At 72.2% G+C, this 19,122-nt stretch carries 20 protein-coding genes; 8 read left to right on the forward strand and 12 right to left on the reverse strand.

Annotated elements, in window-relative coordinates; all coding sequences use genetic code 11:
- Nucleotides 1-80 precede the first annotated feature (80 nt).
- The gene (locus ACIQPR_RS32355; protein WP_403655464.1) at nt 81-1,130 is read left to right on the forward strand and encodes an aminotransferase class V-fold PLP-dependent enzyme; all 1,050 of its coding nucleotides are present in this window, start codon (nt 81-83) and stop codon (nt 1,128-1,130) included.
- A gap of 51 nt (nt 1,131-1,181) precedes the next feature.
- Here ACIQPR_RS32355 and thpD read toward each other — a convergent pair whose 3' ends face one another.
- The 6 genes from thpD to ACIQPR_RS32385 form a co-directional block, all read right to left on the reverse strand.
- Nucleotides 1,182-2,069 carry an ectoine hydroxylase gene (gene thpD, locus ACIQPR_RS32360; protein WP_403655466.1) on the reverse strand — a complete coding sequence of 296 codons (888 nt, stop codon included), beginning with the start codon at nt 2,067-2,069 and terminating at the stop codon, nt 1,182-1,184.
- A gap of 5 nt (nt 2,070-2,074) precedes the next feature.
- On the reverse strand, nt 2,075-2,479 hold the full coding sequence (locus ACIQPR_RS32365) for an ectoine synthase (RefSeq protein ID WP_403655468.1): 405 nt from the start codon (nt 2,477-2,479) through the stop codon (nt 2,075-2,077).
- 48 nt (nt 2,480-2,527) lie between these two features.
- The gene (gene ectB / locus ACIQPR_RS32370; protein WP_403655470.1) at nt 2,528-3,799 is read right to left on the reverse strand and encodes a diaminobutyrate--2-oxoglutarate transaminase; all 1,272 of its coding nucleotides are present in this window, start codon (nt 3,797-3,799) and stop codon (nt 2,528-2,530) included.
- A gap of 48 nt (nt 3,800-3,847) precedes the next feature.
- A complete protein-coding gene (gene ectA, locus ACIQPR_RS32375; protein ID WP_403655472.1) occupies nt 3,848-4,354 on the reverse strand; it encodes a diaminobutyrate acetyltransferase in 507 nt (168 codons plus the stop codon).
- 271 nt (nt 4,355-4,625) lie between these two features.
- Nucleotides 4,626-5,099 carry a DinB family protein gene (locus ACIQPR_RS32380; protein WP_403655474.1) on the reverse strand — a complete coding sequence of 158 codons (474 nt, stop codon included), beginning with the start codon at nt 5,097-5,099 and terminating at the stop codon, nt 4,626-4,628.
- Between the two features lie 136 nt (nt 5,100-5,235).
- Nucleotides 5,236-6,336, reverse strand: coding sequence for a pyridoxal-phosphate-dependent aminotransferase family protein (locus tag ACIQPR_RS32385; RefSeq protein WP_403655476.1), 1,101 nt, complete (start codon nt 6,334-6,336; stop codon nt 5,236-5,238).
- Nucleotides 6,337-6,553: 217 nt separating this feature from the next.
- Between ACIQPR_RS32385 and ACIQPR_RS32390 the strand changes: the two genes are divergently transcribed.
- From ACIQPR_RS32390 to ACIQPR_RS32415, 6 genes are all read left to right on the forward strand, one after another.
- A complete protein-coding gene (locus ACIQPR_RS32390) occupies nt 6,554-7,453 on the forward strand; it encodes a transporter substrate-binding domain-containing protein (protein WP_403655478.1) in 900 nt (299 codons plus the stop codon).
- Nucleotides 7,450-8,277: an amino acid ABC transporter permease gene (locus ACIQPR_RS32395; protein ID WP_403655646.1), complete on the forward strand. Its 828-nt coding sequence runs from the start codon at nt 7,450-7,452 to the stop codon at nt 8,275-8,277. The genes ACIQPR_RS32390 and ACIQPR_RS32395 overlap by 4 nt, the downstream gene beginning before the upstream one ends.
- Nucleotides 8,274-9,077 carry an amino acid ABC transporter ATP-binding protein gene (locus ACIQPR_RS32400; protein WP_403655480.1) on the forward strand — a complete coding sequence of 268 codons (804 nt, stop codon included), beginning with the start codon at nt 8,274-8,276 and terminating at the stop codon, nt 9,075-9,077. The genes ACIQPR_RS32395 and ACIQPR_RS32400 overlap by 4 nt, the downstream gene beginning before the upstream one ends.
- Before the next feature lie 43 nt (nt 9,078-9,120).
- A complete protein-coding gene (locus tag ACIQPR_RS32405; RefSeq protein WP_403655482.1) occupies nt 9,121-9,753 on the forward strand; it encodes a hypothetical protein in 633 nt (210 codons plus the stop codon).
- Between the two features lie 5 nt (nt 9,754-9,758).
- Nucleotides 9,759-10,850, forward strand: coding sequence for an amidohydrolase family protein (locus ACIQPR_RS32410; protein ID WP_403655484.1), 1,092 nt, complete (start codon nt 9,759-9,761; stop codon nt 10,848-10,850).
- A gap of 131 nt (nt 10,851-10,981) precedes the next feature.
- Entirely contained in the window at nt 10,982-11,881 is a 900-nt protein-coding gene (locus ACIQPR_RS32415) for an SCO1860 family LAETG-anchored protein (protein ID WP_403655486.1), read from the forward strand.
- Nucleotides 11,882-11,920: 39 nt separating this feature from the next.
- Here the strand turns inward: ACIQPR_RS32415 and cobC are convergent, their stop codons facing one another.
- Genes cobC through cobM form a run of 6 tightly spaced genes read right to left on the reverse strand, consistent with a single transcriptional unit; the run spans nt 11,921 to nt 18,277 of the window.
- Nucleotides 11,921-12,985: an Rv2231c family pyridoxal phosphate-dependent protein CobC gene (cobC, locus tag ACIQPR_RS32420; RefSeq protein WP_403655488.1), complete on the reverse strand. Its 1,065-nt coding sequence runs from the start codon at nt 12,983-12,985 to the stop codon at nt 11,921-11,923.
- On the reverse strand, nt 12,975-13,913 hold the full coding sequence (locus ACIQPR_RS32425; protein WP_403655490.1) for a sirohydrochlorin chelatase: 939 nt from the start codon (nt 13,911-13,913) through the stop codon (nt 12,975-12,977). Before ACIQPR_RS32425 ends, cobC begins: the two co-directional genes overlap by 11 nt.
- Nucleotides 13,910-14,500, reverse strand: a complete 591-nt coding sequence (locus ACIQPR_RS32430) for a precorrin-8X methylmutase (protein ID WP_403655648.1) — start codon at nt 14,498-14,500, stop codon at nt 13,910-13,912. The genes ACIQPR_RS32425 and ACIQPR_RS32430 overlap by 4 nt, the downstream gene beginning before the upstream one ends.
- Before the next feature lie 5 nt (nt 14,501-14,505).
- Nucleotides 14,506-16,215, reverse strand: coding sequence for a precorrin-3B C(17)-methyltransferase (gene cobJ, locus ACIQPR_RS32435; protein WP_403655492.1), 1,710 nt, complete (start codon nt 16,213-16,215; stop codon nt 14,506-14,508).
- A complete protein-coding gene (gene cbiE, locus ACIQPR_RS32440; protein ID WP_403655494.1) occupies nt 16,212-17,450 on the reverse strand; it encodes a precorrin-6y C5,15-methyltransferase (decarboxylating) subunit CbiE in 1,239 nt (412 codons plus the stop codon). The genes cobJ and cbiE overlap by 4 nt, the downstream gene beginning before the upstream one ends.
- The gene (cobM, locus tag ACIQPR_RS32445; protein WP_403655496.1) at nt 17,447-18,277 is read right to left on the reverse strand and encodes a precorrin-4 C(11)-methyltransferase; all 831 of its coding nucleotides are present in this window, start codon (nt 18,275-18,277) and stop codon (nt 17,447-17,449) included. The genes cbiE and cobM overlap by 4 nt, the downstream gene beginning before the upstream one ends.
- 110 nt (nt 18,278-18,387) lie before the next feature.
- Between cobM and ACIQPR_RS32450 the strand changes: the two genes are divergently transcribed.
- A complete protein-coding gene (locus ACIQPR_RS32450; protein ID WP_403655498.1) occupies nt 18,388-19,119 on the forward strand; it encodes a ZIP family metal transporter in 732 nt (243 codons plus the stop codon).
- Nucleotides 19,120-19,122 lie beyond the last annotated feature (3 nt).

The following is a 19,122-nucleotide window of genomic DNA, read 5'->3' on the forward strand; positions in this document are numbered from 1 at the left end:
CGGACGCATAAGCATCGCTTAGAGGACGCACGCAAAAATCCGCAATGGACGAGGCCCGGACGGCGCCGCACAGTGGTGCCATGGAGACCTTCGAGAGCCTCGTCCGCGCAGAGTTCGCCCCGAAGAACACCTACCTCAACACGGCGAGCACCGGCCTCCTGCCCAGGCGGACCGTCACCGCCATGCACACCGCCGTCGAGGCGGCCTCGATCGGCACACCGACCGACATGTTCGAGGACGTCGAAGCCGCTCGCGCCGCCTTCGCCCGCCTCACCCGGGTACCGGTCGGCCGGGTGGCGGCCGGGGCCTCGGTCGCGGTCTACAGCGGACTGATCGCCGCCGCGCTCCCGCCCGGGGCCGAAGTCCTCACCGCCGAGGGCGACTTCAGCTCGGTGGTGAACCCCTTCCACATGCGCGCCGACCTCAAGGTGCGCGCCGTCCCGCTGGAGCGGATCGCCGAGTCCGTGCGCCCCGGCACCGCGCTCGTCGCGGTCAGCGCCGCCCAGTCCGCGGACGGCCGGATCGCCGACCTGCCCGCCACAAGGGCGGCGGCCCAGGCGCACGGGGCACGCATGTACGTCGACGCCTCGCAGGCCGTCGGCTGGTTCGACCTCGACGCGGACGCCTACGACTATGTCGCCGCCGTGGGCTTCAAGTGGCTGTTCTGCCCGCGCGGGGTCGCCTTCCTGGTCACCCCGCAGGATCTCGGCGGCCTCACCCCGGTCTTCGCCGGCTGGGTCGCGGGCGAGGCGCCCTGGGACAGCTGCTACGGCCCGGTCGCCGAACTCGCCCACTCCGCCCGCCGGTTCGACGAGAGCCCGGCCCTCTTCTCCTACGCCGGTGCCCGCCACTCCCTCGCCCTGCTGGAGGAACTGGGCGTGGACGCCGTACGGGCCCACGACCTGGACCTCGCCGACCGCTTCCGCGCGGGCCTCACCAGCCTCGGCCACGAACCCGTCGCGGCCCCGGGCTCCCCGATCGTGTCGGTGCCCGGACTGGGGCGCAGGCAGGGCGAGTTGAGCGCGGCCGGGGTCGAGGTCTCCGACCGCGCCGGGAACCTGCGCGCCGCCTTCCACCTCTACAACACCCCGCAGGACGTCGACCGGCTCCTCGACGTCCTGGCGGGCTGACACCGGAGCGCGGCCCGACTCCGGTGCACGGACGGCCACCGGGCGCGCGGCTCACCGCACCGGAGTGAAGTCCCGCGCCCCGATGAACTCCGGCCGCCGCACCGGCGCCGCGAACGGCTCGACCGCCTCGTTCTCCACGCTGTTGAAGACGATGAACACGTTGCTGCGCGGGAACGGCGTGATGTTGTCGCCGGAGCCGTGCATGCAGTTGCAGTCGAACCAGGTCGCCGAACCGGCCCGGCCCGTGAACAACTTGATGCCGTACTCGCAGGCCATGCCGGTCAGCGCCTCGTCGGACGGGGTGCCCGCGTCCTGCATCCGGAGCGACTGGCGGTAGTTGTCCTCGGGGGTCGCGCCCGCGCAGCCGAGGAACGTGCGGTGCGAGCCCGGCATGATCATGAGGCCGCCGTTGGTGTCGTGGTTCTCGGTGAGCGCGATCGACACGGACACGGTCCGCATGTTCGGCAGCCCGTCCTCGGCGTGCCAGGTCTCGAAGTCCGAGTGCCAGTAGAAGCCGCTCGCCCCGAAGCCCGGCTTCACGTTGATCCGGGACTGGTGGACGTACACGTCCGAACCGAGGATCTGCCGGGCCCGTCCCACGACCCTCTCGTCCCGCACCAGTCGGGCGAACACCTCGCTGATCCGGTGCACCTCGAAGACGGACCGGATCTCCTTCGACTTCGGCTCGACGATCGACCGCTCGTCGGCCCGGATCGCCGGGTCCGCGACCAGTCGCTCCAACTCCTGCCGGTAGACCTCGACCTCGTCGTCCCGGAGGAGTTCCCGCATGGAGAGGAAGCCGTCGCGCTCGAAGGCCTGGAGGTCGGCCTTCGGGATCGGTCCCGGGGTGTCGGGGGAGCCCCAGACGACGGGGTCCTTGCGCGGGACGGACACCTCGGCGGTGCCGCGACTGGGGTACAGGTCGGTGACGGCGGTCATGGTCGTCACACCTCCTCGGGCTCGGTCAGCAGCGGGTAGACGCCGTTCTCGTCGTGGTCCTCCCGTCCGGTGACGGGCGGGTTGAAGACACAGATGCAGCGGAAGTCCTCCTTGACGCGCATCGTGTGCCGCTCGTGGCCGTCGAGGAGGTACATGGTCCCGGGCGTGATCGTGTACGTCTGCCCGGTCTCGTGGTCGGTGAGTTCGGCCTCGCCCTCGACACACACCACGGCCTCGATGTGGTTCGCGTACCACATCGACGTCTCGGTCCCCGCGTAGAGGACGGTCTCGTGGAGCGAGAAGCCCACCCGCTCCTTGGCGAGGACGATGCGCTTGCTCTCCCAGGTGCCGGACGCGGACCTGATGTGCCGGTCGGTGCCTTCGAGTTCCTTGAACGAACGGACAATCACGGTGTGGTGACGCCTCCTTGACGCAGTATCAGATGATGGTGTGCCGGGTCAGACGGTCTCGCGTACGGCGCGGGCGAGGATGCTCAGGCCCTCGTCCAGCTCCTCGGGGGTGATGGTCAGCGCGGGCAGCAGCTTGACGACCTCGCTCTGCGGGCCCGACGTCTCGACCAGCAGGCCGAGTTCGAAGGCGCGGGCGCAGATCCGGCCGGCCCGCTCGGGGTCCTTGAACTCGACGCCCCAGACCAGTCCGCGGCCCCGGTACTCCTTGATGTCGGCGAGATTCTCCTCGGTGATGGAGATCAGCCCCTGCTCGACCTGCTCACCCCGGGTGCGGGTCTGCTTCTCCATCGCGGAGCCGTCCGCCCAGTACGTCTCCAGGGCGGCGGTCGCGGTGACGAACGCCGGGTTGTTGCCGCGGAACGTGCCGTTGTGCTCGCCCGGCTCCCAGATGTCCAGCTCCGGCTTGAACAGGCACAGCGACATCGGCAGGCCGTAGCCGCTGATGGACTTGGACACGGTGACGATGTCCGGGACGATCCCCGACTCCTCGAAGGAGAAGAACGCGCCGGTGCGTCCGCAGCCCATCTGGATGTCGTCGAGGATCAGCAGCATGTCCTGGCGCTCGCACAACTCGGCCAGCGCGCGCAGCCATTCGGGCCGGGCGACGTTGATGCCGCCCTCGCCCTGCACGGACTCGACGATGACCGCCGCCGGTTTGTTGAGACCGGAGCCCTGGTCCTCAAGCAGCCGCTCGAACCACAGGAAGTCGGGGACCCTGCCGTCGAAGTAGTTGTCGAACGGCATCGGCGTGCCGTGCACCAGCGGGATACCGGCACCGGCCCGCTTGAAGGCGTTGCCGGTCACGGCCAGCGAGCCCAGCGACATCCCGTGGAAGGCGTTGGTGAACGACACGATCGACTCGCGGCCCTTCACCTTCCGCGCCAACTTCAGCGCGGACTCGACGGCGTTGGTGCCCGTCGGGCCCGGGAACATCACCTTGTACGGCAGATCGCGCGGGCGCAGCACCAGGTCCTGGAAGGTCTGGAGGAACGCGCGCTTGGCACCGGTCGACATGTCGAGGCCATGGGTGACGCCGTCGCGCTCCAGGTAGTCGATCAACGCCCGTTTCAGGACAGGGTTGTTGTGCCCGTAGTTGAGCGATCCGGCGCCCGCGAAGAAGTCGAGGTAGGCGTGGCCGTCCTCGTCGTACATCCGGCTGCCCCGGGCCCGGTCGAAGACGGTGGGCCAGCCGCGGCAGTAGCTGCGGACCTCGGACTCCAGGGTCTCGAAGACGCTGAGATCGGGCTGGGTGATGGTCACGCCAATCGCTCCTCAAAGGGGTGTGGGGGGTGCTCGCGGGCCGGGGTCTCAGAGACTCAACGGACCTATCTGGTACAGGACTTCGGGGTCGTGCGGGCCGTCCGGGAAGTCACCGGCCTCGAACAGGACCGTGCGCTCGACTACGGCGCCGTGGCGTTCGGCGTACGACGTGAAGAGGCGCTCGGAGGCGGTGTTGCCGGGCGTGATCGTGGTCTCGACGGCGGTCAGGCCGTAGTCGGCCGCGACCCGCGCGGTGAGCCCGTCGAGCAGTCGGGCGGCCAGTCCGCGGCCACGCTGCGCGGCGTCGACGGCGACCTGCCACACGAGCAGGGTGCCCGGGCGGTCCGGCGGGATGTAGCCGGTGACGTAACCGACCGGTTCCCCACGCTCGTCCCGCACGACCGCCGAGGTACCGGCGAAGTCCCGGCACCACAGCAGATAGCTGTACGACGAGTTCAGGTCGAGGGCGTTCGAGTCCTTGGCAATACGCCACAGCGCGGCACCGTCGGCCACCGTGGGGCGGTCTATCTGTAGGTCTGCTTGGGTGGCGGTCATGCGAATTGAATTTACCGAGGGAAATTCGAAATTGCATGGTGGGATGGGGTTACGTCTGCGGCTGAGCTGTGTTATCACGCGGGCGAGTGCGTGGGTTATGTGCAGGTTTGACCCGCACATAAGGGTCAGAACGACCCGCCTGTGTAACGGGTCACAAGCGTATGACCCACACCGGATCTGCGCGAATTATTTGCGTTTAGGTGCGCGGAAACCGGGCAGAAGAATTCTGGAATTACATCCGGAATCAAAATCGGACCGGACCGGATCGGAATTAGGCACCGGTCGCGCCGTCGATGCTTTCCCGCAAGATATCGGCGTGGCCGTTGTGCCGCGCGTACTCCTCGACCATATGAATAAGCACCCACCGCAGACTGACCTCGGTCCCGGCCATCGGTCCGTCCGGGATCCGCCCGAGATCGTCCAACGCCAGCCCCGCGCAGTGCTCTTGCCCGTCCGCGATCTCCCCGCGCCACACGGCTAGCGCCTCCTCCATCCCCCGCTCGGGAACGAGGGCGTACCCGTCCTCGCTGCCGTGGACGGTCGGCACGTCGAGGCCGAACACCCGCTGGAACCAGTTCCGTTCGACCTCGGCGAGATGCTGTACCAGGCCCAGTAACGTCAGCGAGGAGGGCCCGGCCGCCGCGCGCCGCACCTGGGCGTCGTCCAGGCCGGCGCACTTCGCCTCCAGTGTCGCGCGGTGAAAGGCGAGCCAGCTTTCGAGCATGGGGCGCTCGGCGCCGGTCATGTGAGGGATCGGGCGGCCGTCCGGAAGAGTCGCAGTCGCGGTCATCCGGCCAGCCTAGGGAACGGCCGCCGTCCGGCCGCGAGTTACGGCCATGCGGTGCCTCAGGCCTGCTGTGGCCGCGTCCGGTCGTGGCCGGTTAGCGCCACGCCCCGTCCGCCGCGGCCCGAGCGCCCTCCAGGTCCACCCGTACGCCCTGTTCGGACAGGGCCGTGCCCAGGGCTGTCAGGGAGTCGCGTACCGCGTTCGGTGTCGCGTCCGTTCCGTAGTGGTTGACCCGGATCATCTCCTTGGCCAGGGGGCCGCTGCCGGCCGCCAGGGGGAGTGTGGGGGTCGCGGTCAGGGCGCTCGTCACCAGGTCCGACGCCAGGACGCCCGGCGGTGTCCTGAGGGTGGTGGCGACCGGGGCCGCCTCGGTCGCGTCGTGGACGTAGGGCTCCAGGCCGCCGCCCAGGGCCAGCGCGCCCGCCCTGGTCGCCGTGGCCGCCGCCGCGTGGCGGCGCATCACCGTGTCCAGGCCCGCCGCCTCGATCCGCTCGACGCACGCCTCCAGCGCGAGCATCTCCAACTGGGCCGGCGCGTGCGGCAGCGCCTTGCGGCCCGCGTCGGTCCAGCGGTCCTTCCAGTCCAGCAACGAGAGGTAGGAGCGGCGCGGAGCCCCGGGGTTGGACGCCATGCGGGCCCAGGCCCGCGCGCTCACCGACACCGCCGAGACACCCGCGGGGCCGCCCATCGCCTTCTGCGCCCCGATCACGCACAGGTCGACACCCCACGCGTCCGGCAGCACCGGCTCCGCGCCGATGGAGGCCACCGCGTCGAGGTAGAACAGGGCGCCGTGCGCGCGCACGACCTCGCCGATCTCCGCGACCGGGTTGGTGTTGCCGGTCGCCGCCTCCGCGTGGACCAGGGACACGAAGTCGATCTCCGGGCGTGCAGCGAAGGCCTCCCGGATCTGCTCGGCCGTCACCGCCGTGTGGAACGGGACCGCGAGGTCGATCACCTCGGCGCCGCAGTCCCGCAGCCAGTTCCCGAAGGTCTGCCCGTAGGGGCCGGTGATCACGTTGAGCGCGACCGTGCCAGGACCCGCCGTCGAACGGATCGCGCCCTCCAGCGGCAGCAGCGCCTCGCCCTGCATGATCACGACATCCTGCTCGGTGCCGAGCAGCCGGGCCACCCGGTCCTCGATCGAGGCGAAGCGCGCTGCGCTCAGCGGGGGCAGGTCGAGGAAGGGGTGCGTCACGGCGGTGCTCTTTCACTCGCGGGGACCGAGTGGTCCGGGGGGCCGGGGACCCGGATGGTCCGGGGATCGGTGGCACCGAGCCTAACCGGCGTCCCCGCGCCGCCTCTGACCGGCGACTTCTTAGCCCGTACGGCCCCGTGGCCGGCGGCCCACGGCGAGCGGCCCGCCCGGCTCCTCCGAATAATCGGAAGCCACAGTTCCGTCACAGGAGGCCCCCGTGAACACGCTCCCCGGCCGCCGGGCCCGCACCCTGGCCGCCACCACCGCGACGGCCGCGACGACCGTGACGGCCGCCCTCGTCCTCCTGGCCGGGTGCACGTCGAGCGACAGCGGCGGCAGCGGTTCGAAGACCGCCGCCGGTGGCGTCGAACTCGTCAAGGCCGGGCAGCTCACCACCTGCACCCATCTGCCCTACCCGCCCTTCCAGTCCGAGATCGACGGCAAGGTGCAGGGCTTCGACGTCTCCCTCATCGACCTGGTCGCCAAGGACCTCGGCGTGAAGCAGCAGATCCTCGACACCCCGTTCGAGAACTTCAAGACCGGCGCCTTCCTCAACGCCGGCCAGTGCGACGTGGCCGCCGCGGGCATGACCATCACCGCCGAGCGCAAGAAGAACGTCGACTTCTCCGACCCCTACTTCGACGCCACCCAGGCCGTCCTCGTCGACAGGAAGAGCGGGATCACCTCCCTCGCCGACGTCAGGGCCAAGGGCGGGAAGCTCGGCGCGCAGGCGCAGACCACCGGCGAGGACTACGCCAAGAAGCAGGGCTTCGACCCGGTCTCCTTCGAGTCCTCCGACGCGGTCCTCAACGGCCTGCGCACCGGTCAGGTCCAGGCCGTCATCATCGACTACCCGGTCGTCCAGGGCTGGCTGAAGACCAAGGCGAACGCCGACGCGTTCAAGGTCGTCGACAACCTCAACACCGGTGAGCAGTACGGCTTCACGGTCAAGAAGGGCAACACGAGACTCCTCGCCGCCGTCAACACGGCGATCAAGGACGCGAAGGCGGACGGCACGTACCGGAAGCTGTACGAGAAGTGGATCGGCCCCTACGACGCCTCGGCCGCCTCGCCGTCGGCCGCCGCACCCTCGGCCGCCTCGCCCTCGGCCTCATGACCGACCCGCGACTGCGGACCAGGGCTAAGGGCCTGACGCGTCGTCAACGACGCAGTCTGTCCAGGGGAGTTCAGTACGTCGTGTTCCTCGGCGCGGTGATCGCCTTCGCGGTCACCGCCGACTGGGGCCGGCTGAAGAACCAGTTCGCGCAGTGGAGCATCGCCCGGCAGATGTTCCCCGACGTCATCACCCTGGCGTTGAAGAACACCGTGCTCTACACCCTGTCCGGCTTCGTCTTCGGGCTCGTGCTCGGCATGGTCGTCGCGCTGATGCGGCTGTCGTCCGTGGGCCCCTACCGTTGGCTCGCCGGTGTCTACATCGAGATCTTCCGCGGTCTGCCCGCCCTGCTGATCTTCATCTTCGTCGGGGTCGCGGTGCCCCTCGCCTTCCCCGGCACGGAGATCGTCGGCGGCACGTACGGCAAGGTCGCCCTCGCCCTCGGCCTGGTGTCGGCCGCGTACATGGCGGAGACGATCCGCGCCGGCATCCAGGCGGTGCCCAAGGGGCAGCTGGAGGCGGCCCGTTCACTCGGCTTCTCGCAGGCGCGGGCCATGGTGTCGATCGTCGTCCCGCAGGCCTTCCGGATCATCCTGCCGCCCCTCACCAACGAACTCGTCCTGCTCTTCAAGGACTCCTCCCTGGTCCTCTTCCTCGGCGTCACCCTGGAGGAGCGCGAACTGTCCAAATACGGACGGGACCTGGCGAGCACGACGGCCAACTCCACGCCGATCCTGGTGGCGGGCCTGTGCTACCTGCTCGTCACGATCCCGCTGAGCTTCGTGGTGCGCCGCATGGAGACGCGGACGGGGGAGGCGATCCGATGACGGGCACCGCGCCGGAGATCCGCGTCAGCGGCCTGCACAAGTCGTTCGGCGCCAACCAGGTGCTGCGCGGCATCGACCTGGAGGTCGCGCAGGGCGAGGTGGTGTGCGTCATCGGCCCCTCCGGCTCCGGCAAGTCGACGCTCCTGCGCTGTGTGAACCTGCTCGAAGTACCCACCCGGGGGCGGGTGTTCGTCGGCGGCACCGAGATCACCGACCCCGATGTCGACATCGACGCCGTGCGCCGCCGTATCGGCATGGTCTTCCAGCAGTTCAACCTCTTCCCGCACCTGTCCGTCACCGAGAACCTCACCCTGCCCCAACGGCGGGTCCTGCGCCGTGACAAGGCGGAGGCGGCGAAGGTCGCCGCCGAGAACCTGCGGCGCGTGGGCCTCTCCGAGAAGGCCGCCGCCCACCCCGCGTCGCTCTCCGGCGGACAGCAGCAACGCGTGGCCATCGCACGGGCGTTGGCGATGGACCCCGAGGTGATGCTCTTCGACGAACCGACCTCGGCACTCGACCCGGAACTGGTGGGCGACGTCCTGGCCGTCATGCGGATGCTCGCCGACGAGGGCATGACCATGATGGTCGTCACCCACGAGATGACCTTCGCCCGGGAGGTGGCCGACCGGGTCGTGTTCATGGACGGCGGGGTGATCGTCGAGGACGGCACCCCGGACCGGGTGATCAGCCGCCCCGCCCACGAACGCACCCGCCACTTCCTGTCCAGGCTCCTGGACCCGGCGATGGCCCAGGTGGAGGAGGGGGCCTCGGAGCCGACCCCGGAGCAGCCCCCGGAGTAGGCGTCGGTTCCCGGGTGTCAGTGCCGTGTGCGAGGGTTCGGCCATGAACACAGAGCACCTGGAACGGGGTTGGGCGGACACCGTCGCCCTGTTCGAACTGCGCGGGCTGCCCGAGTCGTCGTACGAGAACCTCCACGAGGAGTCCTACGACGTCCACCCCGGTCCGCTCACGGTCGACGGCGATCTCGACCTGGACCTGGAGTCGACGGCACGCGCCGGCGCCGGTCTCGTCGTCGACGGCGACCTGACCGTGGAGGGCAGCATCGTCAACGTGGACGACGGCTGCCCGGCGGTGGTCGTCCTCGGCGACCTGCGGGCGGTGAACGTCTTCCTGGAGGGCGACGCCAAGCTGCTGGTGCTCGGCAGCGTCACCGTGGACGCCTTCATAGGCAGCATGACCGACAAACTCGTCATGATCCACGGCGATCTGCGGACCACGGTCACCGTCCTGTCCGGCGAGTTCAGCCCCGACCTCGTCGGCGGCACACTGCACGGCGCGGTCGTCGCGCCCGCCTACCTCGACCTCGCCCAGGACGTCGACCCGGCCTCGGTCCTCGTCCCCGAGGTGCTCCGAGCCGAAGGCGAGGAAGACTGGCGCTCCTTCGACGCCCCGCGGGTGCACGGCGGCCGGCTGCTGAGCCGTATCGATGAGGGACTTCCCGTCGTCCTAGGCTGAGCCCCATGAGCGATCAACCGGTGCTGCATGTGACGGGCCGGGTCCTGGTGGGCCCCGAGGACGTCCGCGACGAACTCTGGGTCATCGACGGACGCGTCTCCTACGACCGTCCCGTCGCCGCCACCGACGTCCGGACCGTCGACGGCTGGACCCTCCCCGGCCTCGTCGACGCCCACTGCCATGTGGGCCTCGGCCCCCACGGACCGGTCGACGCGGCCACCGCCGAGACACAGGCGCGCACCGACCGCGACGCCGGCACCCTGCTGCTGCGCGACGCCGGTTCGCCGTCCGACACCCGCTGGGTCGACGACCGCGACGACCTCCCGAAGATCGTCCGCGCCGGCCGGCACATCGCCCGCACCCGCCGCTACATCCGCAACTTCGCCCATGAGATCGAGCCCGACGAACTCGTCGCCTACGTCGGCCGGGAGGCCCGGCGCGGAGACGGCTGGGTCAAGCTGGTCGGCGACTGGATCGACCGCGACCTCGGCGACCTGTCCGCCTGCTGGCCGCGGGACGCGGTCGAGGCGGCCATCGCCGAGGCGCACCGGCTCGGCGCCCGCGTCACCGCGCACTGCTTCGCCGAGGACGCGTTGCGCGACCTGGTCGAGGCGGGCATCGACTGCGTCGAGCACGCGACCGGCCTCACCGAGGACCTGATCCCGCTGTTCGCCTCGCGGGGCGTCGCCATCGTCCCGACCCTCGTGAACATCGCGACCTTCCCCGACCTCGCCGCGGGCGGCGCCGACAAGTACCCGACCTGGTCCGCCCACATGCTCCGGCTCCACGAGCGCCGCTACGACACGGTCCGCGCCGCCTACGACGCGGGCGTCCCGGTGTACGTCGGCACGGACGCGGGCGGGTCCCTGGCGCACGGCCTGGTCGCCGCCGAGGTCGCCGAACTGGTCACCGCCGGCATCCCGGCCGTAGAGGCGCTGTCCGCGACCGCGTGGGGGGCGCGGCGCTGGCTCGGGCGCCCCGGCCTGGAGGAGGGCGCACCGGCGGACCTCGTCGTGTACGAGACCGACCCGCGCGCCGACGTTCGCGTCCTGGCGTCGCCACGACGAGTGGTGCTGAACGGGCTGGTGGTCGAATAGTCGCCGGACGATTCGAATGCGTTCACGGAAAACCCACGATGGGGTGAAGTGACCCGGGATCGCTGACGGTTCACCCTTCGTGGGTAATTCTTACCGGGTCCCAAGCATGTCTCTTCTGGGGGTCCCACACCTTGAACGGCACCAACTTCCGCATGCCCGCACGCCGTTGGGCCACCGTGGCCACAGCCGCCGTCCTCGCCGCCGGTCCCGCGACGCTGGCCGGCGCGGGGTCCGCGCACGCGAGCACCGGCCAGGGGCGCGCGAGCGCCGTCGTCCTGCGCACCGGGCTCGACGTGTCCCTGCTCAACAAGACCGTGGACGTCCCGCTCGCGGTCTCCCTCAACGAGGTCCAGGCACCGCGGAGCGCCGAGAAGACCGCGCTCAGCGCCCGGTTGGACGGCGTGAACGGCGGGCAGCCGTTCAGTGTGCTCAGCGCGGATGTCGCCACCGCGCGGGCGACCGCGTCCGCCACGAAGGCCGAGGGCTACACGAACCTCGCCCATGTCCGGCTCCACGTCCCCGGGTTGCCCTTGCTCTCGCTCGTCGAGATCGACGCGGTCACCTCCAGGGCGACCTGCGCGGCGGGGAAGGCGCCGGTCGCCGAGTCGCATCTGCCGGGGGCGGTGACCGTGCTCGGCAAGCGGGTCACGGTGACCGCCAGCGGTCCCACGGCGGTCGAGGTGCCGGGGGTCGGATCGGTGCGGCTGGACCTGTCCAAGACCTCGACCACGTCCCGTACGGCCGCCGCCACCGCGCTCGAACTCAAGGTGTCCGTCAATCCGTTGAAGCTGAACGTGGCGGACGTCGAGGGCACGGTGACGCTGGCGCGAGCCACGTGTGAGACACCGGAGACCGCCGCCGCGACGCCCTCGACACCGGCGCCCGACGTACAGCCGCAGGGGGCGCCGGCGGGGGAGGGGCTGGCGGAGACGGGCGGCGGCTCGATGACGCCGTATGTCGCGGGCGGGGCGGTGGTGCTGCTGGTGCTGGGCGTGGGAGCGGTGCTCACCGCCCGCCGCCGCCGGACCTGACCCGGCGATCCCGCCCCTGGTCGGCCGGGGCGCTCCGCGTCACCGCCCGGCCAGCGTCACCGCCTGGTCCAGTGCCTGAAGGAAACGGTTGACGGTGGGGCGGTCGCGTACCGCCAGGCGCAGCCACTGGTCGTCCAGGCCCGGGAACGTGTCCCCGCGGCGGACCGCGAAGCCCAGGTCGCGCAGATGCCGCCGTACGGCAAGCGCGTTGGGGACGCGGACCAGGACGAAGGGGCCCTCGGCCGGTTCCGTGACCTGGAGGCCGTCGGGGGCGAACTCGGCGAGTCCGGCGACGAGATGGGCGCGGTCGGCGGCCACGCGGTGCGCCGCGTGCGCCGCTTCCGCGAGGGCCGGTGGCTCCACGCACGCCTCCGCCGCGGCGAGCGCGGGCGTGGACACCGGCCACAGGGGCTGGGCCCGTTCGAGGTCGGAGATCGTCTCGGGGGCGGCGAGGACGTAGCCGATCCGCAGCCCCGCCAGACCCCATGTCTTCGTGAGGCTGCGCAGCACCACCAGGCCGGGGACGTCGGTCCGGCCGGCCAGGGCCTCGCGCTCGCCCGGCACCGCGTCCATGAACGCCTCGTCCACCACCAACGTCCGCCCGGGGCGCGCCAGTCGGGCGACGGCGGCGGCCGGGTGCAGGACCGACGTCGGGTTGGTGGGGTTGCCGATCACCACCAGGTCGGCGTCCTCGGGCACCGCCCGCGGGGTCAGCCGGAAACCGTCCTCGGCCCGCAGCAGCACCCGCTCCACGGCGTGCCCTGCGTCCCGCAGCGCCGCCTCCGGCTCGGTGAACTGCGGGTGCACGACCACCGGCTGACGGACCTTCAGTGCCCGCGCGAGCAGCACGAACGCCTCCGCGGCCCCCGCCGTCAGCAGCACGTGGTCCACCGGCAGCCCGTGCCGCGCCGCGACCGCCGCCCGCGCCGCCCGCCCGTCCGGGTAGGCGGCGAGAGCGGCCAGCGACCCGGCTATCCGCTCGCGCAGCCAGGCGGGCGGGGTGTCCGCGCGGACGTTCACCGCGAGGTCGGTCAACCGGGCGCCGTCGTCACGGACTTCGGCGTCGCCGTGGTGGCGCAGGTCGTGGGCTCTGTCAGTGTGCATGCGCGTGCCCGCCGTGATGGTGATGCCCGTGATGGTGGCCGTCGTGGTCGTGGCCGTCGTCGTCCGGGTGGAAGTGCGGCTGCTGCGGCTGCCCCACCTTGTCCTCGAAACCGGGCAGCGCGATGCGGTACACGCACGAGTCGCAGTTCATCCGCAGATCACCCTTGACCGCCTCCCGGTACCGCTCCATCACCAGGTCGAGCAACTCCGGCTCCGGACCGATGACTTCGGCCGACCGTACCTCGGTCCCGGGGTGCGCCGCCGCCCAGCCCTCCGTCTGCTGCCGGACCCGCTCCGGCAGGATGCCGGTGAACAGGAAGTACGGCAGGACCACGATCCGCCGCGCGCCCAGCTTCACACACCGGTCCAGGCCGCTCGGCACGTCGGGTGCCGCGAGCGACACGAACGCCGGTTCCACCCCCGCGTACCCGCGCCCCTCCCACAGCAGCCGCGCCGCCTTGTGCACCTCGGCGTTGGCGTCCGGGTCCGTCGAACCGCGCCCGACCAGCAGCACGGTCACGTCGGCCCGGTCCTCCGGCGTGCGCGCCGACTCGCCGAGCGCCTCGTCGAGCCGCCGCTCCAGCACCTTCAGCAGCGAGGGATGCGGGCCCAGCGGACGGCCGTAGGTGTAGGAGATCCCCGCGTGCCGCTCCTTCTCCCGGGCCAGCGCCGCCGGGATGTCGCCCTTGGCGTGCCCGGCGGACACCAGCATCAGCGGCACGGCGGCGAACCGGCGCACCCCGCGCTCCACCAGTTCGGTCACCGCGTCGCCCAGCGGCGGCGGCGACAGCTCGATGAACCCGCCCGCGACGGGCAGTTCGGGGTGACGGCGGCCCAACTCCCGTACGAACGACCGGAACGCCTCGGCTCCGGCCTCGTCCCGGGTGCCGTGTCCGGCGATGAGCAGGGCGGGGGGCGGGGTGGTCACGATTTCTCCTCGACATCTGAAACGGGGTGGTACAGCAGGGCGTTGAGGGCGGCGGCGGCGACCGCCGAGCCGCCCTTCTCGGACACGTTGCTCACGGCGGGCAGCCCGCTGGCGCGCAACGCGGCCTTCGACTCGACGGCGCCGACGAAGCCGACGGGCAGTCCGACGACGAGCGCGGGGGAGGCGTCCAGCGTCAGCAACTCCTCCAGGGCGGTGGGCGCGTTGCCGATCACCCACAGGGCGCCGGGGCCGACCTCCTGGTAGGCGAGCCGGATCGCGTGCGCCGAACGCGTCAGCCCCGGCCCCGACTCGGCGTCCTTCAGCCGGCACACGGTCCGGCGCCGGGTGATCCCGGCCGCGACCATCGCCACGTCCACGACCACCGGCGCCCCGGCGTGCAGCGCACTGTGTGCCGTCGCCAACTCGCCCTCGTCCAGGACGAGATCGGACGCGTACGCGAGATCGGCGGCGGAGTGGACGACCCGCTCCACGACGGCGCGGGTCAGCGGTGGGAGGTGCGAGGTGTCCAGGCGGGCGCGCATCCGCCGGTAGGACTCCACCTCGATCGGATGAACCACGCGGTCCACAGCGGTCACTTGGCGTCCTCCTCCACGGTCCGCGCGGCCTGCCAGCGGTAGCCGCGCGGCGTCACCATGCGGCCCGCGATCTCCCGGGTCGCCGTGTTGCCCACGGTCACCACCGTCATCATGTCGACCGTCGCCGGATCCAGCGCGGCCAGTGTCGTCAGACGGCTGGTTCCGTCCGGTCGCGAGGCGTTCCGTACGACACCGACCGGCGTCGCCGGCTCCCGGTGCCCGGCGAGGATCGCCAGCGCCTTCGGAAGCTGCCAGTCGCGGCCCCGGCTGCGCGGGTTGTAGAACGTCACCACGATGTCCGCCTCGGCCGCGGCCCGCACCCGCCGCTCGATGACCTCCCACGGCGTGTGCAGGTCGGACAGGCTGATGGACACGTGGTCGTGGCCGAGCGGCGCCCCGAGGATCGAGGCGGCGGCCAACGCGGCCGTCACGCCCGGGACTCCGACCACGTCGATGTCGTCCGAGGCCTCCGCCAGCGCGGGCGAGGCCATCGCGTACACCCCGGCGTCCCCGCTGCCGATCAGCGCGACCGCCTGCCCCTTGCGCGCCTCGGCGACGGCCGTACGGGCCCGCTCCTCCTCGGCGCCGAGCCCCGACTCCAGGACCAGCGTCCCGGGCCGCAGCAGATCGCGGATCTGGTCGACGTACTGGTCGAGGCCCACCAGCACGGCGGCGCGCCGGAGTTCGGCCGTGGCGCGCGGGGTGAGCAGGTCCCGGGCGCCGGGTCCGAGCCCGACCACCGCGAGCCGGCCGCGCGTGAGGCGCCGTACGACCGCGCAGGTCGCCATCGCGGGCCGCCCGTCGGCGCGTTCCGACTTCCGCTTGGGGACGAGGAGTTCGCCGCCGCCGATCAGCGCGGCGGCCTCCGCCACGGACGGTGTGCCCACGGCGGACAGGGGGGCCGGGGAGGGGTTGGGCACGGCCACGGCCGCCAACTCGGCGGCGGAGTAGGTCAGCAGCGGGACGCCGAGGCGACGGGCCGCCTCCACGAGCGCGGGCTCGTCCGACTTGGCGTCGACGGTGGCGAGTGCGGCGAGGGACGCCGGGGACAGCCCGGCCTCGCGCACCGCGTCCCCGATCAGGTCCAGCACCTCGTCCACCGGCGCCCCCCGGGACGCGCCCACCCCGACGACGAGCGACGGCGGCCGGAGCACGACCTCCCGCTCGGCGGGCTCGACCGCGCGATCGGTGACACGGATGACGTACGAGCCGTGGTCCGACAGCGGGAGCGGCGGCAGCGGCCACGCCAACTCGGCCTCCAGAGCGACCGGTTCACCGTCGAGGAGCGCTCGTGAGACGCCCGCGACATCGCCCTCCGCGGGGAACCCGAGGGTGTCGAGACCGGGCAGGTCCACCGCGTCCGTGGCCGTGGTGACGACCGGCCGCGCGGCCAGCAACTCGCCCACCTCCTCGGCGAGTTCATTGGCACCCCCGCCGTGCCCGCCGACCAGCGACACCGCGAACCGGCCGCCCTCGTCGACGCACACGACCCCCGGGTCGGTCCGCTTGTCGTCCAGCAGCGGGGCGATGAGCCGTACGACGGCTCCCGTGGCCAGAAAGCACACGAGCTGCTCGCACTCCGCGAACGCGGCCCGGACGGCGTCCCCCACGGGACCCTCGTACACGCGCGTACGGTCCGGCCACGCGGCGGCCAGCCGGTCGCGCGCCGTCGCTCCCGCCGCGGTGGCGGAGATGAGGCCGATCACGAAGCAACTCCTTCAGCAGATGCCGGAGGCCGGACGCCCCACAGCAGGAAAACGGGATTGGTCGCCGCGAGCCGGGTCACGTCCCCGGGCAGCGGCGCGAGCCGGGACGACTGCAACAGCACGCCGTCGACGGCGAACCCGGCGCCGCCGAGCGCCTCGCGCACCGCCGGTACCCGGTCCAGCGCGGCCATCGCGACGACCACGGTCCGCCGTGCCCGGCGCGCGCACGCGCTGACGATGGCGGGCAGTTCGCGCCCGCCGCCGCCGACGAACACGGCGTCGGGGTCGTCGAGGTCGGACAGCACGGTCGGCGCCGCCCCGTGCACGGTGTGCACGTCGACACCGTGCGCCACGGCGTTGGCGCGGATCCGCTCGACACCGTCCCGGGTCTTCTCGACGGCGGTGACGGCGGCGCCCAGCCGCGCGCACTCCACGGCCACGGAACCGGAGCCCGCGCCGATGTCCCAGACCAGTTCGCCGAGGCGCGGGCCGAGCCGGGCCAGTGCCAGCGCCCGTACCTCGAACTTGGTGATCATCGAGTCCCGGTGCTCGAACTCCCGCTCGTCCAGCGCCCATCGGGCCGGTCCGACGGCGGCCCCGGCGACCGTGCGCGCGGCGCCCGGAACCCGCGACCCGTCCAGACACAGGACCACACTCACCGCCGTACCCCAGTCCCGGGCGGCGGCCTCGGCGGGCGTGAGCCGTTCGACGCGCTCCTGTCCGGAGCCGAGCGCGGACGCGACGACGAGGACGCGCCCGGTGGTGCGGTGGGTGAGGGCGGCGCCCAGTTCGGCGGGACCGGCCCCCGGCCCGGTGAGCACGGCGACCTTGGGATGCGCGCGGCACACGTTGACCGCCGTACGCGGATCGCGGCCGTGCGCGCTGACCACGACCGCGTCGTCCCAGGTCAGGCCCACGCGGGCGAAGGCGGTGGCGACGGAGGAGACACCGGGGCGGATGTCGAGGGCGGCGCTGCCGAACCGTTCCGCCAGCGCCCGTACGATCCCGAAGAACCCGGGGTCGCCCGAGGCCAGCACGACCACCGGCTCGCCCTTCCCGACGTACGCCTCGATCGTGTCGAGGGCGGGCGCGAGCGGGCCGAGGACGATCCGCTCGGCCGCCTCCGGGAGCCGGGCGGCGGCCAGATGGCGTCTTCCGCCGACGACGAGCCGGGCACCGGCGAGCACGGTGTCCGCCACGGGCGCCCCCGTCCCGGTACCGACGACCGTGATCACGTGCCGGCACCCCGCGAGCGCAGGGCCCGGCGGGCCTCCGGGTCGGCCTTGCGGTAGCCGTGGAAATGACCCGGGTGGTACAGGTGCGAGCGGGTGCCGTGGGCGTCGAGGGCCGGGCCGACCAGGAAGAGGGTGTGCTTCCAGAGCTTGTGCTCCTTGACCGTCTCCTCCAGCGTGGCGATCGTGCACCTCACGACCAGCTCCTCGGGCCAGGTCGCCTGGTAGGCGACGACGACCGGGGTGTCCGTCGGATAGCCGCCCTCCAGCAGCTCCCGCACCAGCTGCCCGCTGCGGGCGGCCGACAGGAAGATCGCCATCGTCGTGCCGTGGCGCGCGAACTCCCGCACCTCCTCCCCGGGCGGCATCGGGGTCTTCCCGCCGCCGAGCCGGGTCAGCACGACGGACTGCGCGACCTCGGGGATCGTCAGCTCGCGCCGGGCGAGCGCGGCCACCGCGGAGAACGCGGAGACACCGGGCACGATCTCGGTCTCGACGCCCAGCTCCGCACACCGGTCCAGCTGCTCCTGCGTGCCGCCCCAGAGGGCGGGATCGCCGGAGTGGACGCGCGCGACCCGCAGCCCTCGGGCCGCCGCCCGCTCGTAGACGGCCACGACGTCCTCCAGCGACATCGTCGCCGAGTCCAGGATCTCGGCGCCCTCGCGCGCGTGGTCGAGGACCTCCGCCTGCACCAGGCTGGCCGCCCAGATCACGACATCGGCCTCGGCGATGGCACGCGCGGCACGGAACGTCAGCAGATCGGCGGCGCCGGGGCCGGCACCGACGAAGGTCACCTTGCCGGTGGGGGAAGCGGCAGCGGCAGCGGCCATGGGGTCGGATCCTCTCAAGCGGGACAAACGGAACGGGAACGTCAGTGCACGTGGGGGTGGAACGGCCCAGGATGTGCGCGAACAGGGGTTGATCGGATAGCAAGGGGACTATGGCGGTCTTCGTCGCGCTCGGCGCGTTCCTGATGACGCTGGCCGGCGGCTGGACGGCACAGCGGGTGACCGACCGCCGCCATCTCGTCCTGGGCCTGGCCGGCGGCCTGATGCTGGGGGTCGTGGGCCTCGACCTGCTGCCGGAGGCGCTGCGCGCGGCGGGCCGCGAGGTGTTCGGCGTACCGGCCGCGCTGCTGCTCTTCGTGGCCGGCTTCCTCGTGGCCCATCTGGTCGAACGGCTGCTCGCCGCCCGGCAGGCCGCGCACGGCGCGGAGGAACGGACGAACGGCCGCGTCCCCGAGGTGGGCCTGACGGCCGCCGCCGCGATGGTCGGCCACAGCTTCATGGACGGCGTCGCGATCGGCGCCGCCTTCCAGGTGGGCGGCGGCATGGGCACGGCCGTCGCGCTCGCGGTCATCGCCCACGACTTCGCGGACGGCTTCAACACGTACACGATCACCAGCCTGTACGGCAACGCCCGCCGCAAGGCGGTCGCGATGCTGGTCGCGGACGCGGCGGCCCCGGTGGCGGGCGCCGCCTCGACGGCGTTCCTGAGCATCCCGGCCCCACTGCTCGGCGGCTATCTCGGCTTCTTCGGCGGAGTGCTGCTCTACCTCGCCGCCGCCGAGATCCTCCCCGAGGCCCACCACGAACACCCCGCGCCGGCGACCCTGCTGTGCACGGTCGCCGGAGCGGCGTTCATCTGGCTGGTGGTCGGCCTCGCGGCCTGATCC

The sequence above is a fragment of the Streptomyces sp. NPDC091280 genome (assembly GCF_044768565.1).
Lineage (GTDB): Bacteria > Actinomycetota > Actinomycetes > Streptomycetales > Streptomycetaceae > Streptomyces.

What these genes read in the sequence shown, in the direction of transcription:
- ACIQPR_RS32355 (WP_403655464.1), top strand. Translation starts at nt 81, where the DNA reads ATGGAGACCTTCGAGAGCCTCGTCCGCGCAGAGTTCGCCCCGAAGAAC.
- thpD (WP_403655466.1), bottom strand. Translation starts at nt 2,069, where the DNA reads ATGACCGCCGTCACCGACCTGTACCCCAGTCGCGGCACCGCCGAGGTG.
- ectA (WP_403655472.1), bottom strand. Translation starts at nt 4,354, where the DNA reads ATGACCGCCACCCAAGCAGACCTACAGATAGACCGCCCCACGGTGGCC.
- ACIQPR_RS32380 (WP_403655474.1), bottom strand. Translation starts at nt 5,099, where the DNA reads ATGACCGGCGCCGAGCGCCCCATGCTCGAAAGCTGGCTCGCCTTTCAC.
- ACIQPR_RS32395 (WP_403655646.1), top strand. Translation starts at nt 7,450, where the DNA reads ATGACCGACCCGCGACTGCGGACCAGGGCTAAGGGCCTGACGCGTCGT.
- ACIQPR_RS32400 (WP_403655480.1), top strand. Translation starts at nt 8,274, where the DNA reads ATGACGGGCACCGCGCCGGAGATCCGCGTCAGCGGCCTGCACAAGTCG.
- ACIQPR_RS32405 (WP_403655482.1), top strand. Translation starts at nt 9,121, where the DNA reads ATGAACACAGAGCACCTGGAACGGGGTTGGGCGGACACCGTCGCCCTG.
- ACIQPR_RS32410 (WP_403655484.1), top strand. Translation starts at nt 9,759, where the DNA reads ATGAGCGATCAACCGGTGCTGCATGTGACGGGCCGGGTCCTGGTGGGC.
- cobC (WP_403655488.1), bottom strand. Translation starts at nt 12,985, where the DNA reads ATGCACACTGACAGAGCCCACGACCTGCGCCACCACGGCGACGCCGAA.
- cobM (WP_403655496.1), bottom strand. Translation starts at nt 18,277, where the DNA reads ATGGCCGCTGCCGCTGCCGCTTCCCCCACCGGCAAGGTGACCTTCGTC.
- ACIQPR_RS32450 (WP_403655498.1), top strand. Translation starts at nt 18,388, where the DNA reads ATGGCGGTCTTCGTCGCGCTCGGCGCGTTCCTGATGACGCTGGCCGGC.